The following is a 17,468-nucleotide window of genomic DNA, read 5'->3' as shown; positions in this document are numbered from 1 at the left end:
AATCAGGGGTTTTGTTTTGGGCGGTCGGAAACTTAACGAAATGCCGTTTAAAATCCTTTCTCCCTGATCAAGTCAATCAGTGCCCTCAATCCGGCCGGCACATGACGCCTACCTGGATAATAGAGACGCAAACAGTCAAAAGACGGTGTCCATTCCTCCAGTACGCGCACTAACGCCCCTTTCGCCAAATCATCAGCTGCATTCCATTCCGTAAGATAGGTCAAGCCCAGCCCCGCCCTGGCTGCCTCAAGCATCAACGTCGGATTGTCCAGGGTCAAAACCCCCTGCACCTCTACGGCAATTGCTTCGCCATGACGCTCAAACTCCCAGTGGTAGATCGCACCGCTAGGCATTCGGCTGCGAATACACTGATGGGCCCGCAGATCTATGGGGCTGACGGGGACTGGGTGATTGGCAAAATACTCCGGGCTGCCCAATACCGCAAAACGCTGGGCCGGGCTGATATCGACCGCGATCATGTCTTGAGGAACCGTGTCGCCCAGACGAATCCCTGCATCAAACCCCTGCGCAACGATATCCACCAGACGCCCTTCAGTGACGATATCCAGTTTCATCTGCGGATAACGCCGCAGATATTCCAGCAGCAGCGGCATCACCTGCTTTGCGGCACCCGCCGAGGTATTCAGGCGCAAGGTACCGCTGGGTTCTGCGCTGCGATTTCCCGCCTGTTCCAAGGCTGTGCGGATGCTCAACAGTGCCGGCGTAATTGTCTCGACAAACTCTGCGCCCACTTCAGATAACGACACGCTGCGCGTTGTGCGATTGAACAGCCTCACCCCCATCCGCGCTTCAAGCCCTGCAATAGAGTGACTCAGCGCCGACGTCGACACATTCAACTCAGTCGCCGCCGCACGAAAACTTCGATGCCGCGCCACTGCCAATACGGCTTCCAGCTCATTCAGTCCGGATGTGTTCATTGTCCTGGATCACTCATCAACTCATGCCGATTTGTACGGCTTATCAACTCAATCATAGTGAATTACGGTATGACGCACTAGCTCAGCGTCCCGGAGGACCTATGCAACGCATCAACCAGATTTACATCAACGGCGCTTTTGTAACTCCCCATGGCGAAGAGCTTTTTGACCTGTTCAATCCCGCCACGGGCCAGAGTATCGGCCAGGTTCGGTTGGCAAATGAACAGGACGCCCTGGATGCCATCGCCGCCGCTAAGCAAGCGTTTATCGAGTTTTCCCACAGCTCGAAAGAGGTACGCATCGGCTATCTAAAACGCATGCATGCTGCCGTTGAATCCATTGAGGACGAACTCACCGAAGCGATTATCGAGGAGTATGGTGCCCCGGTTTCACGTGCGCGATGGATGGCCAAGCACGCGGCCAGCGTCCTGCAGGATGCCGCTTCGGTTCTGGAGAACTACAATTTCTCCCGACGTATCGGTATTGCCGAGGTGGTCATGCGGCCCTTGGGTGTGGCCGGTTTGATCACCCCCTGGAACAGCAACGCCGGTTTTATCTGCGGCAAGCTCGCTGCTGCGCTGGCCGCCGGCTGTACCGCGGTGATCAAACCCAGCGAAATGAGCGCAATCCAGACCTCCATAGTCACCCGTGCACTCCATGAAGCGGGCTTACCGCCTGGTGTGTTCAACATCGTCACCGGTCGTGGCGAAACCGTAGGCGCCGTGTTGAGCTCCCATCCTGACATCGCAAAAGTGTCCTTCACCGGCTCGACCGCTGTCGGCAAAACAATCCTGCGTACCGGAGCCGAGACACTGAAACGCATCACCCTGGAGCTGGGCGGCAAATCACCGGTGTTGGTTCTCGATGATGCGGACCTCAAGGTGGCCGTGCCCATGGCTATCCAGGCAGGCTTCATGAACAGCGGCCAGGCCTGCATCGCCGGCACCCGAATCCTGGTACCTGAAAGTCGCCTGGCTGAAATCGAAGCGCTGATGATCGAGGAAGTAACCAAAGTACAAGCCGGTAATCCTCGTGATCCATCCACGGCCGTGGGTCCCATGGTCAGCCTTAAACAATGGGAGCGCGTGCAGCGCTACATTCAGATCGGGATCGAGGAGGGCGCTCACCTGCTAGCGGGAGGCCCCGGTCTGCCAGAAGGCATCACGGCGGGCTGGTTCGTAAGACCCACCGTATTCAGCCGCGTGACCAATCAAATGACCATCGCCCGCGAGGAGATTTTCGGTCCGGTGCTATCGATCATTACCTACGCAACCGAGGAAGAAGCACTGGCCATCGCCAACGACACGCCCTACGGCCTCCAGGCGTACATCCTGTCATCAAATCCCGAGCGTGCCCGCACGCTAGCCAGCCGTATCGACGCAGGGCGGGTCCTGATCAATACCCTCGCCCATGAGCCGCTCGCACCGTTTGGCGGCTTCAAACAATCGGGCATTGGCCGCGAGTACGGCACATTCGGCCTGGAAGCCTTCCTGGAACCCAAATCGATCCTCAGTTGATTCCTCAGCATGAAAACGTATGAATAAGGTCAACCAGCCAAACCTAAGTGCATGAACCGGCTCCATAAGCACACCGTTCAGGGAAATCGATGCAAAGTGTTTCTGCATTTTTGGTATGGTGCAGCACATTTTCACAAGGACTGATTTCTCCTCCGCAGGAAGCGGCGTCGACCTTATTCAACGAGATGCTGTAGAAATGCCTGAACCGATACCGATCAAGGATCACGAAAAAGAAAACCGCCTGGTCAACAAGCGGCTGTTGGCCTGCGCGCTGCTGGTAGTGGGGATTACCTGCGCACTGGTAGGCCGGATGTACTTCCTGCAGGTGGTGCAGTACGACTATCACTCCACTATTTCCGAGAACAATCGCGTCCACGTCCTACCGATTACCCCGACGCGCGGTCTGATCTATGACCGCAATGGCGTAGTACTTGCCGACAATCGCCCCAGCTACAACTTGACGATCACCCGCGAGCGCACCACTGATCTCAAGGGTGAGCTGGACGCCATCGTCAGCCTCCTGCATCTGCCCGCCGAAGACCGCGGCGTATTTGATAAAGCGCTCAAGCAGGCGCGTCATCCCTTTGTACCCGTCACGCTGTTTTACGAGCTGACCGAAGAACAGATCGCCGTGCTGGCCGTCAACGAATTCCGCCTGCCGGGCGTGGATGTCGAGCCGCAATTTGTCCGCCATTACCCGCTGGGTGCGCACTTTGCCCACTCCATTGGCTACGTAGGCCGGATCAACGAAAAAGAATCCAAGGCCCTCGACTCTGTGGAATACCGGGGCACGCAGTCCATCGGTAAAACCGGGATCGAGCGTTTCTATGAGTCCGAGCTGCATGGCCACGTGGGCTATGAAGAAGTTGAAACCAACGCCCAGGGCCGCGTCCTGCGAGTGCTCAAGCACACCGACCCGATCCCCGGCAAAAACATCGTTTTGAGCCTGGACGTCAAACTCCAGGAAGCGGCCGAAGAAGCCCTCGGCGACCGTCGTGGCTCGGTGGTCGCTCTCGATCCGGCAACTGGCGAAGTCCTGGCGATGGTCAGCAAGCCGAGTTTTGACCCCAACCTGTTCGTCACCGGTATCAGCTTCAAGGAATATGCAGCGCTTCACGACTCCCTCGACCGTCCGCTGTTCAACCGCGTGCTGCGCGGGCTCTACGCACCGGGCTCGACGATCAAGCCGGAAGTGGCCATCGCCGGCCTCGACAGCGGTGTGGTCACCGCCCAGACCCGCGTGTTCGACCCCGGCTATTACCAACTCCCGGACTTCGATCACAAATACCGCAACTGGAACCACAGCGGCGACGGCTGGGTGGACATGGATGCGGCCATCATGCGCTCCAACGACACCTACTTCTACGACCTTGCCCACAAGCTGGGCATCGACCGCCTGCACGACTACCTGGCCGAGTTCGGCCTCGGGCAGAAAGTCTCCCTCGACATGTTCGAAGAGTCGGCCGGCTTGATGCCGTCCCAGGCCTGGAAGCGCGCCACCCGACGCCAACCGTGGTTCCCGGGTGAAACCGTGATCCTCGGCATCGGCCAGGGCTACATGCAGGTCACCCCGCTGCAACTGGCCCAGGCCACTGCGTTGATCGCCAACAAAGGCGTGTGGAACCGACCGCACTTGGCCAAGACCATCAATGGCGTGGCGCCAGTGGATGAAAATCCGATGCCTAACGTCGTCCTCAAAGACCCGCGCGACTGGGAACAGGTCAACCACGGCATGCAACTGGTCATGCACGACCCACGAGGTATTGCCCGGGCGGCTGCAGCCGGCGCGCAATACCGGATTGCCGGCAAGAGTGGTACCGCACAGGTGGTGGCCATCAAGCAGGGCGAGCGTTACAACCGTCTCAAGACCCTGGAACGCAACCGCGATAACGCCTTGTTCGTCGGCTTCGCCCCGGCGGAGCACCCGCGGATCGTGATTTCGGTGATGATTGAAAACGGCGAGGCCGGTGGCCGAGTGGCAGGCCCGGTGGTGCGTCAGATCATGGACGCCTGGCTGCTTGATCAGGAAGGCCATTTGAAGCCGCAATACGCGACGCCCAGCAAGGCACCGGGTGACCCTCACGTCTGAGGCCACGAGGGCATGACGCTGGTCATGCCCCATCCTTTTTTAAAGGTTGCGCATTGGTCGATGTCGCCTACTGTCAATACAGGAGGTGTCTCATGCACGAATCAAATGAAATCAAACGTAAAGTCCTGCTCAACGCTCCACGTCAACGCGTCTGGGAAGCACTGACCGATGCCGAGCAATTCGGCAGCTGGTTTGGCATCGCTCTCAAGGGCAAGCAGTTTGCCCAGGGCCGGGCCATTGAAGCCCAAATTACTTATCCCGGTTACGAACATGTGGTGTGGAAGGCCAAAATCGAGCGCCTTGAGCCGCAAACGCGCTTCTCTTTCAGTTGGCATCCCTACGCCGTAGACAAGGATGTCGATTACGACACCGAAACGCCCACCTTGGTGGAGTTCACCCTTGCGGATCACGCCGAAGGCATCTTGTTGCGGGTGGTGGAGTCAGGTTTTGACGCGATCCCCGGCGCTCGCCGTCAGAAAGCCTACAAGAAGAACTCCCGAGGGTGGGACGATCAGATGAACAACATCGAAGACTACCTGGCGAAATCCCATCAGCCGTGAGCGGATGGGACGCCGCAATCATCAGCCCTCGTGGGCGGTGCTGATTTCCAGGGTATCGGTGTAGGTTACCAGCACGCTCTGGCCAACCTTGAGGTCTTTGAGGCCGGCGCGGATTTCCGGTTTTTCCACGGTCAGCACTTTGCTCTGGCCAGCTGGATTTTCCAGGGTCACCTGGTTTTTTTTCAGGTCGATGTGGGTGATCTTCAACTGCACCTGCACCTGGCGGAACGCAGCACCGCCCGGGTTCGGGTTATCTGCGGTCGCGCGCAATACGCCAGTCTTCTCGATGGCATCCGGGGCGCTCTTGTCGATGTCGGTATCCAGCACGGCCGCGACCGAATGAGTCACCAGGACCTTGACCTGATCGCCGACCTTGAGGTTGCCCAGGTCCTTGGCCTGTTCGCTGAGCTGCACATGCACCTCACGACCTTCGGCGCCTTGGAGTACTACCTGATGGCTGGCGGCATCCACCTTCAGCACCTTGGTGGTCACCTCATCGGCTTCCAGTGACTTGGACAGCGGGATATCGGCGGCATGTGCCGTCAGGAAACCAGCAGACAGCAAGGTTGCCAGGGTAATTGCCTGACGAAGAGGGCGAAATACGTTCATTCAATAGACTTCCATGTAAGAGGAGCCTTGAGTCTAGTGATGAGCCGGTGATATGCAAATTCGCCAGCCGATCAAAACGAACCTCTGGGGCCGAACCCGATCACAACAATACAGACCGCTATCTGACAAGGAGAACGCCCATGCCCAGTCAAGGTTCATGCCCGGGATTTATCCCGCCCTACATTCTCCATCGGCTGATCGACCATGGTTCCGAGTGGCAGCGTTCGCGAGCGCTGAATACCCTGACGCACGTTCGCCAGTTGCTGCCCAACCCGGGCAAGCCTGGCCCGGCTCCGGTGGCGCCAATCGCCGGCGCGTTGCAACGCAACCTCTACGATGCCGGCCACCTGACGGTGCTCCCCGGTGACCTGGTGCGCGGCGAAGGGCAGCGGGCCAGCGGCGATGCGGCGGTGGATGAGGCATATGACGCCTTGGGCGCGACCCACGATTTTTTCTGGCAGGTTTACGGACGCGATTCTATCGACAATCGTGGTTTAGCCCTCGTCGGCACCGTGCATTATGGGGAAGGCTACGACAACGCCTTCTGGAACGGCGCGCAAATGGTCTTCGGCGACGGCGACGGCGAGGTGTTCCAGCGCTTTACCCGGTCCCTGGACGTGGTCGCCCACGAACTGACCCACGGTATCATCGAGAGCGAAGCCGGCCTGGTTTACCGCAATCAGTCCGGGGCGCTCAATGAATCAATCTCCGACGTGTTCGGCGTACTTACCCGGCAATACGTACTCAAGCAAACTGCCGAGCAGGCGGACTGGCTCATCGGCGCGGATTTGCTTACCGACAAGGTTCAGGGCAAGGGCCTGCGCTCCATGTCCCATCCCGGCACCGCCTATGACGACCCCGTGCTGGGCAAGGACCCGCAGCCCGCGCATATGCGGGATTTCGTCGTCACCCAAGATGACAACGGTGGCGTGCACTTGAACTCCGGGATCCCAAACCGCGCGTTTTACCTGGCGGCGACCGCCTTGGGCGGCTCGGCCTGGGAGCAGGCTGGGCAAGTCTGGTATGACACCCTGTGCGACGAAAAACTCGATAACGATGCGGACTTCCAAGGCTTTGCCGCCTTGACCGTCGCCCATGCCCGCGAACGTTTCGGTGCGACCCAGGCCAAGGCCGTGGAGAAAGCCTGGGCCGGGGTAGGCGTGAGTCCTGGATGAGGAGGATGTGATGAAACAGCTACCACCCTTGGGCAGCGATGCCACGGTGCGTCTGTCTCGCCAAGGCGGGGTGACCGCGATGCTGAGCCGGCCGCGAGAGATCGAGTTTGCCCAGTGCAACGTGGATGAACGCGAACAGATCTTCACGCTGCTCAATGGTTGCCTGCCGCTGGCCTCGGCTGAGTCAGGAAGGGGCGACCAGCGCTTCTATCAAATCGAAGTGCGTTTTCGCCAGCATGATCGCGATGACCGGTTGCTGCTCCAGGTGCCGGAAGACCTGGCACCTGGAGAGTTAGTCCGGCTGTGGGACAAAGGCCAGGTCTGATCTTTCGGGCTACTTGATCACCACCGGATTAACCGGCGCGCCACTGCCCCCGACAATCTTCAACGGGGCGGCGGTGTAGAGGAACTTCCACTGGCCGTCATCCGCGCAATCGGCGGCCAGTTCCTCCAGCAATACAATCTCGGTGAAGGCGATTCCCAGGTTGCGCATCAGCGCGCAATGCAGCGGAATCTGCACCCCGGACACCGGGTCGGTGATCACTTCGTTGGCGATGGTATCGGTCACCAGGTTGGGGATTTCCATTTCATGGAACCACTCCACCAGCTCGCGGCTGTAGGTCAGCCCTGGCTCCATCAGGTCCTTGAAGAACTCGGTCTTGCCCAGCTCATAAAACGCACCCATGGAACCGGTGCGGATGATCAGGATGTCGCGCTTTTCAATGGTCACGCCCTGGGCCTTGGCGGCGTCGAGCAAGTCCAGGTGGTTGAAGGTTTCGCCGCGACCCAGGCATTTCTTGCCGCGATGGCGGGCCATGTCGATCAGCACGGCGCGGCCCACCACGCCGCGTTCGGCGATGGCCAGCACGCTGGCCTTGGCCATGCCGCCGACGGTAGTCTGCGCGTCGTAGCCGTTCCACAGTTGATTGTCGTACCAGGCGTGGCCGAGAGCGTCGTACTGCGTCGAGCCTTGCAGTTGCATGAAGATCACGTCGTCGGAGTACGCCGCGCCACCGGTCATGTGCGGCTGTTTGCCGAAGTGGTAATGGCTGTGGTCGAGGGTGTTGAAGCGCATCGACGGGTTGCGTGCCGGCCACATCGGATCGCCGTCGGGGTGGCCGATCTGCACCTGCAGGGTAAAGGTCTTGCCCTGGCGTACCGAGGCGACGCCTCGCAGTACTTCGGCTTCAGTCAGGTAATTGAGGGCACCGACTTCGTCGTCCGGTCCCCATTTACCCCAATTCTTTGGCAGGCCTTCAAGCAATTCCCGGGTGTTCGGCTCGTTCTTATTATGAAGATCACACATAGCAATTCCGGTCCCTGTGAGAGTGAGTTACACGCAGCGCCCGCCATCGACTTCCAGGCAGGTGCCGGTGATGAACGCCGCTTCGTCCGACGCCAGGTACAAGCAGGCGTTGGCCACATCTTGCGGGGTGGAAAAGCGCCCCAGGGGAATGGTCGACATGAACTTCTGGCGGTTTTCCGGGGTGTCCGGCACGCCCATGAATTCGCTGAGCAATGCTGTGGCACCGACTACCGGATTCACGCAGTTGACGCGGATATTGTCCGGCCCCAACTCTGCCGCCATGGTCTTGCTCATGACCACCACTGCGCCCTTGCTGCCGTTATACCAGACCAGTCCCGGGCGTGGGCGGATCGCTGCCGTCGAGGCAATGTTGACGAACACGCCGCCGCCCTGGCCGCGAAAGTGCGGCACAAAATGCTTGGCGCTCAAGAAGATGCTTTTGACGTTGACCGCAAATACCCGGTCGAACTCGGCCTCATCGACCTCCAGCATCGGCCGGTTACGGTGGGTGGTACCGGCGTTGTTGATGACGATGTCCAGCCCACCGAATTGCTCCAGTGTGCCGCGCAGCAGCGCGCCCATGCTTTCATCGTTGGCCACGTTGACCTCGATAAAGTGCGCATGGCCGCCGCTTTCGGCAATCTCATTGACCACTCGCTGACCGCCCACGGCGTTCATGTCCGCAACGATGACCTTGGCGCCCTGGCGGGCAAACGTCTTGGCGATGCCCTCGCCAAAACCCGAACCGGCGCCGGTGACGATCGCGACTTTATTGGCTAAACGCATGGTGTGTTCTCCGTTCTTGTTGTTGTGAGGAATCAACCGTGTTTGATCGCAATGGTCTTCAAGGTGGTAAAGCCCAGCAGCGCCTCGAAGCCTTTTTCCCGGCCATAACCGCTGGCCTTCACTCCGCCGAATGGCAGTTCCACGCCCCCACCGGCTCCGTAGTTGTTGATGAATACCTGGCCACAACGCAGCGTGCGCGCCAGGCGCATTTGCCGCGCGCCGTCGCGGGTCCACACGCCGGCCACCAGGCCGAACTCGGTGCCGTTGGCCAGGCGAATCGCTTCGGCTTCATCGTCGAAAGGCATTACGGCCAGCACCGGGCCGAAGACTTCCTGTTGCGCCAGGCGGCTGTCTGGCGGCACGTCGCGAAACAGCACCGCCTCCTGGAAATACCCGCCGCTGCCGGCCTCGGCTACCACCGTGCCGCGTGCGGCGACGGTGATCCCGGCCAGTTCGGCCTCGCGAATAAACTCCCGCACCAGGCGTTGCTGCTTCTGGTTGATCAGCGGGCCCATGTCCAGGTCCAGCGCCGAAGGCCCGGCGCGCAATTCGGAAAAGCGTTGGCTGAGGCGCGTGAGCAGGGTTTCGTAAATGCTGCGCTCCACCAGCAAGCGGCTACCAGCGGAGCAGGTTTGCCCGCAGTTCTGCACGATGGCGTTGACCAGCACCGGCAGCGCTTCCTCCAGGTCGGCATCGGCGAACACCAGTTGCGGCGACTTGCCGCCCAGCTCCAGGGTGACCGGGCAGTGGCGTTCGGCAGCAGCTTTCGACACGGCTGTGCCGGTTGCAGTGGAGCCGGTAAACGAGATGTGATCGATGCCCGGGTGTGCGCACAACGCCGCGCCGGCTTCATAGCCGTAACCGGTGACCACGTTGATCGCGCCAGCCGGAAAGCCGACCTCGGCAGCGATCTCCGCCAGGCGCAGTAACGACAGGCTGGCATCTTCCGCCGGCTTGACCACACACGCATTGCCCGCCGCCAACGAAGCGCCGACGCTGCGCCCGAAAATCTGCATCGGGTAATTCCACGGGATGATATGCCCGGTCACGCCATGAGGTTCGCGTACGGTCAATACGGTGTAGCCCGCCTGATACGGCAGGGTTTCGCCGTGCAGTTTGTCGGCGGCACCGGCGTAGTACTCGAAGTAGCGGGCGAGGGCAGTGGCATCGGCGCGGGCGACTTTCAGCGCCTTGCCGGTGTCCCGCGCTTCGATCTGCGCCAGTTCTTCATGATGGTCCAACACCGCCACGCCGAGCTTCGCCAGCAGGCGGCTGCGCTGCACGGCAGATAACGTGCCCCACGGGCCATCGAAGATTTCCCCGAGTGCCAGGCGCGCCGCGCGGATCGCCGCATCGATATCGGCGGCCGTGCCACGGGCGATGCTCGAGTAGGTTTCGCCGGTGCTCGGGTCGATCACTGGAATGTCTTCCAGCGAGGTCGATGCCAGCCATTGGTTGGCGATGTAATGTGCGTTGGTCATGTTCAACTCCTGTTCCCTGCGACGCATTCGGCGATGGCGCGGCCCACTTCAACGGTGCTGGCGCTGCCGCCCATTTCCCGGGTGCGCGGGCCTTCGGCAAGCACGGTTTCGATGGCGGACACGATCGCCGCTGCGGCTTCCTGGTAAAGCGGATTACCGTCGCCCAAGTGCTCGATCATCAGCGCGGCCGACCAGATCTGCCCGATAGGATTGGCCACGCCCAGCCCGGCGATGTCCGGCGCCGAGCCGTGTACCGGCTCGAACAGTGAAGGGTAATGCCGCTGCGGATTCAGGTTCGCCGACGGCGCAATGCCGATGGTGCCCGTGCAGGCCGGGCCGAGGTCGGAAAGGATGTCGCCAAACAGGTTGGAAGCCACCACCACATCGAACCAGTCGGGGTGCTGCACGAAGTGCGCACACAGAATGTCGATGTGAAACTTGGCCGTCTTCACGTCCGGGTAGCGCCGGGCGATCTCGTTCACCCTCTCGTCCCAGAACGGCATGGTGATCGAGATGCCATTGGATTTGGTCGCCGCCACCAGGTTTTTCCGGGGCCGCTGTTGCGCCAGCTTGAAGGCGTAATCCACCACACGGTCCACGCCTTCCCGGGAGAAAATCGACTCCTGCACTGCGATTTCCCGCGAGGTGCCTTCCCACATCCTTCCGCCGACACTGGAGTATTCGCCTTCGGTGTTTTCCCGCACCACGATGAAGTCGATGTCACCCGGCACACGGCCGGCCAGCGGGCAGGGCACGCCAGGCATCAGGCGCACCGGGCGGATATTCACGTATTGATCGAACTGGCGGCGGATCTTCAGCAGCGACTCCCACACAGCGGTGTGGTCGGCGATGATGTCCGGCGCGCCAACCGCGCCGAAGAAGATCGCATCGTGGCTGCCGATCTGCTCGGCCCAGTCGTCGGGCATCATCGTGCCGTGGGCCAGGTAGTGCTCGCTGCACCAGGCAAAGTGGTCGAAGTGAAAGTGAATACCGAACCGCCGGCTGACGGCCTCGAGTACCCGCAGGCCTTCGGGCACCACTTCGCGGCCGATGCCGTCGCCGGGAATCACGGCGATGCGGTGGGTGGGGCGGGTGTTGGAATCGGACACGCCGTGTCTCCTGTCTTGTTTTTATAGGAAGGTCTGGCGGGGGCATTCTTGGCACAGCTGTTACAGCAGGGGAATTGCTCATTGTGGAATCGGCCTTCGCAAAATTCGAAGGCCGAAGGGTTAGGCCGGGTTGGCGCTGAGGTAGTCGAACAACGCCAGGCTGGTCAGCGATGGCTGTTCCTTGCGCATGCACAGGTACATCTGGCGGTCGGCCCAGGCGTCATCGATTTCGATAAAGCGCAAGGCCATCTCCTTGCGGAAAATCTGCACCGCGCCCTGTGGCAGCACGCCCACGCCCTGGCCGGCAGCGATCAGGCGGCACACCGCTTCGAAACTGCGCACCTGCATCCGCAGTCGCAACGGCATGCCGATGGCGGCGGCGGCTTCGGTAATCAACGGCGTGATGGCGGCGTTGTCTTCCAGCCCGACGAAGTCATAACCGAGCAAATCCTCGAAGCGCGCATGGCGCATTTTCAACGGATGATCATGGGGCACGATCAGGCACAGGCGGTCCTGGCAGTAGGGTACAAAGCGCAACTCTTCGCTGGGCCGGGTCGTGACAATGCCGACATCTGCCACGCCGTCGCGCACGGCCTGGAGAATTTCCCGGCTGCGCTCCTCGCGAATGTCCAGGCGGATGCCTGGGTGCAGCGTGTTCCACTGGGTCAGCTGGCGCGGCAGTTCCTGGCTCATCGCCGAACTGTTGGCGTACAGGCAAATCCGGCCGGTGGCGCCCTTGGCGTAGTCGGCGAGGTCGGCGTGCATGCTGTCCACTGCCCGAAGGATCGACTGTGCATGCTGGGCCAACACTTCCCCGGCCGCCGTCGGCGAAACGCCGGTGGAGGTGCGAGTCAGCAGGGCGACCTTGAAGTGCTGCTCCAGCAGCGACAGGCGTCGGCTGGCGGCAGAGAGGGAGAGATGGGATTGCTCGGCCGCCCGGGACAGGTTGCCCAGCTTGACCGCCTTGAGGAACAGCTCGATGGAAGTGAGGTCGGGGGACATGCCGGGGTCCTTATGCGCAGTGGGTGAAAAACTACGCAGTTGTGACCCCGGTGTCCAACCTGGGGTTAGAAGTCGATGCTGGCCGACAACTTGGCCACCCGCGGGTCACCTTGGGTCAAGTAACCGCCGAGGGCCGACTCCCAGTACTTGGTATTGGCGACGTTTTCCACGGTGGCACCCAGGGTGACGTCACGCTGGTTCACCTTGAAGGTGTAGCGGGCGCCAACATCGAAGCGGTTCCAGGCGGGCAGGCTGAGGTTGTTGGCCGCGTCGGCGTATTGGCCGCCGGTGCGTAGCATCCGACCGTTAACCGTCACGCCTTGCAGGCCCGGTACATCCCAGTCCACGCCAGCATTCAGTTGGAAGCTAGGTACGCCGATGGCGCGGTTGCCGTCGTTGGCGCCGTTCTGGGTGCCGTTGACTTCGGTGTGGATGATGGTTGCACCGCCCAACAGGCGCAGCCCTGCGATAGGCTCGCCGAACACGTTGAGTTCCACGCCTTTGTTGACCTGCTCGCCCTGGCGAACATAGGTGGCGCTTAAACCGTCGGCGCTGAGTTGTGAGTAGCCATCGGTGGGTTGCTCGATGCGGTACACGCCCAGGGTTGCACCGTAGGTGCCCATGTCGACCTTGACCCCGGCTTCGGTCTGTTTCGAACGCGCCGGGGCGTAGGCCTGGCCGGCGTTGCTGATGGGGGCTGTGCCGGCTGTCTGGGGAGCGGTCGGACCCTGGGCCAGGCCTTCGATATGGTTGGCATAGAACGACACATGGTCCCACGGCTTGAACACCAGGCCGTACACCGGTGTGGTGATCGACTTGTCGTAATCGGCGGTGCGAGTGCCCGTGCCGTAGGCGAAGCCCTGAACCACTAGTTCCTGGCGACGCAAACCAGCGGTCACCAGCAAACGATCATCCATAAAGCCCAGGGTGTCGGAGACCGCCGCACTGCGGGCGAAGGTCTTGGCGGTGATGCCCGGGTCGTTCAAGTCGCCGCCCACGAAGCTGCCTTTGACCGGCTCGGCAACGTCCACCGGGTTATAGATATTGCTGGCGTGGCCGGTGAAGTCGAAGTCATAGGCATTGCGGGTCTGGGCCCAGATCCCGGTCAACCCGAGGTTCAGCTTGTGGCTGACCGGGCCGGTCTGGAACTTGCCGTTCAAGCCTGCCATCAGGCTGGTGTTGTCTTCCTGGTGGGCGATGCGCGAGCCACTGACGGTGGCATTGCCCAGGGTGTCGTTCAATGTGACCGACGAGTAGCGGCCGATCTCGTTGGTGTGCTTGGCACCGCCGGCGACATAAGCGGTCCAGTTGTCGTTGAGGTCGTACTCGGCGCGCAACATGCCGAAGGTGTCTTCCAGGCTGCTGGTGCCCCAGCTCGGCGCGTAGTTGGTGTCGGCCGAAGGTGCGTTGGGGATATGGGTCAGGTTCTGGCCAAGCAGCACGGTGTTGCGCCCGCCATTGATCTGCTGTTTCGAGTAGACAAAATCCCCCGACAAACGCAGTGCATCGCCGCGATAATCCAGGCCAACCGCAAACAGCTTCGAGCGCTGGCTCTCGTCGTCGACCCCGGTATCGCCCTCACGCTGGGAGATATTCACCCGCGCGCCGAAGCGATTGTCTTCACCAAAGCGCTGGCCGATATCCAGGTGCTCGCCGACCCGGCCATCGCTGCTGATATCGGTGCTGAAGCGGCGCAACGGCACATCATCGGCGCGCTTGGGTTGCAGGTTCACACCGCCGCCAATCCCGGAGCCGCCGGGCGTCACGCCGTTGATAAAGGCGTTGGGGCCCTTGAACACTTCAACCCGTTCCAGGGCGTCGGTGGACATGATCTGGCGCGGCAGGATGCCGTACAAACCGTTGAACGAAATGTCGTCGCCGTTCAGCGGCAGGCCACGGATCACAAAGGCCTGGGCCTGGTTGGCATAGCCTGACGCCTGGCGCACGGACGAGTCGTTGAGCAGCACATCACCGACGTTTTCGGCCTGCTGGTCACGAATCAGTTTTTCGGTATAGGACGACATGCTGAAGGGCACGTCCATGATGTCCTGATTGCCCAGCACCCCCAGTTGCCCGCCGCGAGCGACCTGGCCGCCGGCATACACCGGGGCCAGGGCGTTGGGCGTAGGTGCGTCGGCGCTGATGGTGGTAGCACCCAATTCCAGAGCCTTGCCGTCCTGACTGTTGTTCGCATCCTGCGTGGTTTCTGGAGTTGCAGCGTGAGCAGCGAGGCTCAGGGAGCAGCAAAGGGCGAGCAGGGTAGGGCGAAACGGCACAGCAAAACGGCTGGAAGTGGGCATGGTCGATCCTGACGGCGAACCGTCAATGTGAGGAAAAGGGCAACAACGTTGCGCGTCCTCGCTGCGCGGATACGACTCCGGTGCGAATGATAGTAATTGTCATTAATATTCTGCAACAAGTTTGTGAGATTGTTGTCTTCGTGCGTGTAGGCCATTTCGGTTAAATCGCCGCGCCTTGTCACAGGCCGAGTAGAATCACGCCCTGAAAGCGATTCTTGAGGTGTGGCAAGGTGGATTTACAGCAGGGGTTTGTCCTGACCCGGCATTGGCGCGACACCCCGGCGGGCACGGAGGTCAGTTTCTGGCTGGCCACCGATCACGGCCCAAGGTTTGTGCGCTTGCCGGTGCAGACCTCCGTGATGTTCATCCCCCAGGCCCATCGCAAGCCTGCCGAGCTGCAGCTCAAGGGTGAGCGCGGCATTGAGTTGCGCGACCTGGCGCTCTGCGACTTCCACCATCGCCCTGTGTTGGGCCTCTACACCAAACAACATCGCCAATTGATGGACCTGGAAAAGCGCCTGCGCAAAGCCGGCATCGACGTCTACGAAGGCGATGTGCGCCCACCCGATCGCTACATGATGGAACGCTTCATCACCGCGCCAGTGTGGTTTGGCGGTACGGCGGGCGAGGGCGGCATGCTGGTGGAGGCGCAGATGAAACCCGCGCCGGATTACCGCCCGCCACTCAAGCTGGTGTCGCTGGACATCGAGACCACCGCCCAGGGCGACCTGTATTCCATCGCCCTGGAAGGTTGCGGCGAGCGCCAGGTGTACATGCTTGGCCCGCCCAACAAAACTGACGCAGTGGACTTCAAGCTCGACTACTGCGACACCCGCGCCGAACTGCTCGAACGCCTGAACCAGTGGCTCGCCACCCATGACCCCGACGCGATCATCGGCTGGAACCTGGTGCAGTTCGACCTGCGTGTCCTGCACGAGCATGCGCAACGCTTGAACGTGCCGCTGCTGCTGGGCCGTGGCGGTGACGCCATGGGCTGGCGCGAACACGGCAGCCGCAACCACTACTTCGCCGCGGCAGCCGGGCGGCTGATCATCGATGGCATCGAAGCCTTGCGTTCGGCCACCTGGAGTTTCGAATCCTTCAGCCTGGAAAACGTCGCACAGACCTTGCTTGGCGAAGGTAAATCGATCTCCACGCCGTACCAGCGCATGGACGAAATCAACCGCATGTTCGCCGAGGACAAGCCCGCGCTGGCGCGCTACAACCTCAAGGACTGCGAGCTGGTCACGCGAATTTTCGAGAAGACCGAGCTGCTGAAATTCCTCCTGGAGCGCGCCAGCGTCACCGGCCTGCCAGCGGACCGCAACGGTGGTTCGGTGGCAGCCTTCACTCACCTGTACATGCCGCTGATGCACCGCCAGGGTTTCGTCGCGCCGAACCTGGGAGACAAACCACCCCAGGCCAGCCCCGGCGGGTTTGTCATGGACTCGCGCCCGGGCCTCTACGAATCGGTGCTGGTACTCGACTACAAAAGCCTTTACCCGTCGATCATCCGCAGCTTTCTGATCGACCCGGTGGGCCTGATCGAAGGCCTGCGTCACCCCGAAGACAGCGAGTCGGTGGAAGGCTTTCGCGGGGCGCGTTTTTCCCGCACCCGGCATTGCCTTCCGTCGATTGTCGCGCGGGTTTCCGAAGGCCGCGAAGTGGCCAAGCGCGAACACAACGCGCCGCTGTCACAGGCACTGAAAATCATCATGAACGCCTTCTACGGCGTGCTCGGTTCCAGCGGTTGCCGCTTCTTCGACACGCGGCTGGCGTCGTCCATCACCTTGCGTGGCCACCAGATCATGCGCCAGACCCGCGAACTGGTTGAAGCCCGGGGTTATGAAGTGATCTACGGCGACACCGACTCTACCTTCGTCTGGCTCGGCAGCGCCCACTCCCAGGAAGACGCCACGCGTATCGGCCTGGACCTGGTGCAGCACGTCAACACCTGGTGGCGTGAACGCCTGCAGAATGAGTTCGGCCTGCAAAGCGCCCTGGAACTGCAATACGAAACCCACTTCAGCCGCTTCCTGATGCCGACCATTCGCGGCGCGGAAGAGGGCAGCAAGAAGCGCTACGCCGGGCTGGTCACCCGTGCCGACGGCAGCGAAGAAATGATCTACAAAGGCCTGGAAACCGTGCGCAGCGACTGGTCGCCCCTGGCCCGGCAATTCCAGCAGGAGCTCTACCAGCGGATCTTCCACCGCCAGCCTCATCAAGACTACGTACGCGACTACGTACGTCGCACCTTGAGCGGTGAACTCGACGAATTGCTGATCTACCGCAAACGCCTGCGCCGGCAATTGGGCGACTACGAACGCAACGTGCCGCCCCACGTGCGTGCCGCGCGGCTGGCCGACGAATACAACGACCGCCAGGGTCGCCCGCGCCAGTACCAGAACGGTGGCTGGATCAGCTACGTGATCAGCGTCAACGGCCCCGAACCGCTGGAAGTGCGCCAGGCACCGATCGACTACGACCACTACGTCACCCGGCAACTGCAACCGGTGGCGGATGCGATCCTGCCGTTTGTAAACGACGACTTCGGCACCCTGGTGGGTGGCCAGATGGGCTTGTTCTAAAACGGCTT

14 protein-coding genes are annotated in these 17,468 nt (G+C 61.2%); 6 read left to right on the top strand and 8 right to left on the bottom strand.

The genetic code is table 11. The features are described from left to right. Positions 1-47 precede the first annotated feature (47 nt). Positions 48-938: a LysR family transcriptional regulator gene (locus SNL23_RS04645; protein ID WP_076014340.1), complete on the bottom strand. Its 891-nt coding sequence runs from the start codon at positions 936-938 to the stop codon at positions 48-50. Between the two features lie 101 nt (positions 939-1,039). Here SNL23_RS04645 and SNL23_RS04640 point away from each other — a divergent pair, with 101 nt between their 5' ends. The 3 genes from SNL23_RS04640 to SNL23_RS04630 all read left to right on the top strand — a co-directional run bounded on the left by SNL23_RS04640 (position 1,040) and on the right by SNL23_RS04630 (position 5,104). Then, complete coding sequence (locus tag SNL23_RS04640) at positions 1,040-2,455, top strand: aldehyde dehydrogenase family protein (RefSeq protein WP_318301739.1); 1,416 nt, start codon at positions 1,040-1,042, stop codon at positions 2,453-2,455. Positions 2,456-2,651: 196 nt separating this feature from the next. Then, on the top strand, positions 2,652-4,544 hold the full coding sequence (gene mrdA / locus SNL23_RS04635; RefSeq protein WP_076014338.1) for a penicillin-binding protein 2: 1,893 nt from the start codon (positions 2,652-2,654) through the stop codon (positions 4,542-4,544). A 92-nt stretch (positions 4,545-4,636) separates the two neighbouring features. After that, positions 4,637-5,104: an SRPBCC family protein gene (locus tag SNL23_RS04630; RefSeq protein ID WP_318301738.1), complete on the top strand. Its 468-nt coding sequence runs from the start codon at positions 4,637-4,639 to the stop codon at positions 5,102-5,104. Positions 5,105-5,125: 21 nt separating this feature from the next. Here SNL23_RS04630 and SNL23_RS04625 read toward each other — a convergent pair whose 3' ends face one another. Then, positions 5,126-5,713, bottom strand: a complete 588-nt coding sequence (locus tag SNL23_RS04625) for a hypothetical protein (RefSeq protein ID WP_076014336.1) — start codon at positions 5,711-5,713, stop codon at positions 5,126-5,128. 140 nt (positions 5,714-5,853) lie between these two features. Between SNL23_RS04625 and SNL23_RS04620 the strand changes: the two genes are divergently transcribed. Then, on the top strand, positions 5,854-6,888 hold the full coding sequence (locus SNL23_RS04620; RefSeq protein WP_318301737.1) for a M4 family metallopeptidase: 1,035 nt from the start codon (positions 5,854-5,856) through the stop codon (positions 6,886-6,888). A 10-nt stretch (positions 6,889-6,898) separates the two neighbouring features. Beyond that, the gene (locus SNL23_RS04615; protein WP_318301736.1) at positions 6,899-7,213 is read left to right on the top strand and encodes a protealysin inhibitor emfourin; all 315 of its coding nucleotides are present in this window, start codon (positions 6,899-6,901) and stop codon (positions 7,211-7,213) included. Between the two features lie 9 nt (positions 7,214-7,222). Here the strand turns inward: SNL23_RS04615 and SNL23_RS04610 are convergent, their stop codons facing one another. The 6 genes from SNL23_RS04610 to SNL23_RS04585 all read right to left on the bottom strand — a co-directional run bounded on the left by SNL23_RS04610 (position 7,223) and on the right by SNL23_RS04585 (position 14,872). After that, positions 7,223-8,194, bottom strand: a complete 972-nt coding sequence (locus SNL23_RS04610) for a cyclase family protein (protein WP_087695324.1) — start codon at positions 8,192-8,194, stop codon at positions 7,223-7,225. 27 nt (positions 8,195-8,221) lie between these two features. Continuing rightward, on the bottom strand, positions 8,222-8,980 hold the full coding sequence (locus SNL23_RS04605) for an SDR family oxidoreductase (protein ID WP_318301735.1): 759 nt from the start codon (positions 8,978-8,980) through the stop codon (positions 8,222-8,224). A 32-nt stretch (positions 8,981-9,012) separates the two neighbouring features. Next, positions 9,013-10,461: an aldehyde dehydrogenase family protein gene (locus SNL23_RS04600; RefSeq protein WP_318301734.1), complete on the bottom strand. Its 1,449-nt coding sequence runs from the start codon at positions 10,459-10,461 to the stop codon at positions 9,013-9,015. Positions 10,462-10,463: 2 nt separating this feature from the next. Further along, positions 10,464-11,570 (bottom strand): tartrate dehydrogenase, encoded by a 1,107-nt coding sequence (locus SNL23_RS04595; RefSeq protein ID WP_167665723.1) that lies wholly within the window; start codon positions 11,568-11,570, stop codon positions 10,464-10,466. A gap of 120 nt (positions 11,571-11,690) precedes the next feature. Further along, positions 11,691-12,572 carry a LysR family transcriptional regulator gene (locus SNL23_RS04590; RefSeq protein ID WP_318301733.1) on the bottom strand — a complete coding sequence of 294 codons (882 nt, stop codon included), beginning with the start codon at positions 12,570-12,572 and terminating at the stop codon, positions 11,691-11,693. A 65-nt stretch (positions 12,573-12,637) separates the two neighbouring features. Continuing rightward, entirely contained in the window at positions 12,638-14,872 is a 2,235-nt protein-coding gene (locus SNL23_RS04585; RefSeq protein WP_318301732.1) for a TonB-dependent receptor, read from the bottom strand. Between the two features lie 230 nt (positions 14,873-15,102). On the opposite strand from SNL23_RS04585, the gene SNL23_RS04580 reads away from it, so the two are divergent. Then, complete coding sequence (locus SNL23_RS04580) at positions 15,103-17,460, top strand: DNA polymerase II (RefSeq protein WP_318301731.1); 2,358 nt, start codon at positions 15,103-15,105, stop codon at positions 17,458-17,460. Positions 17,461-17,468: the final 8 nt, after the last annotated feature.

Source organism: Pseudomonas sp. SED1, from assembly GCF_034044025.1.
Taxonomy (GTDB): domain Bacteria; phylum Pseudomonadota; class Gammaproteobacteria; order Pseudomonadales; family Pseudomonadaceae; genus Aquipseudomonas.
The sequence above is the reverse complement of the archived record's forward strand: the minus strand, read 5'-3'. Positions and strand labels throughout refer to the sequence as shown.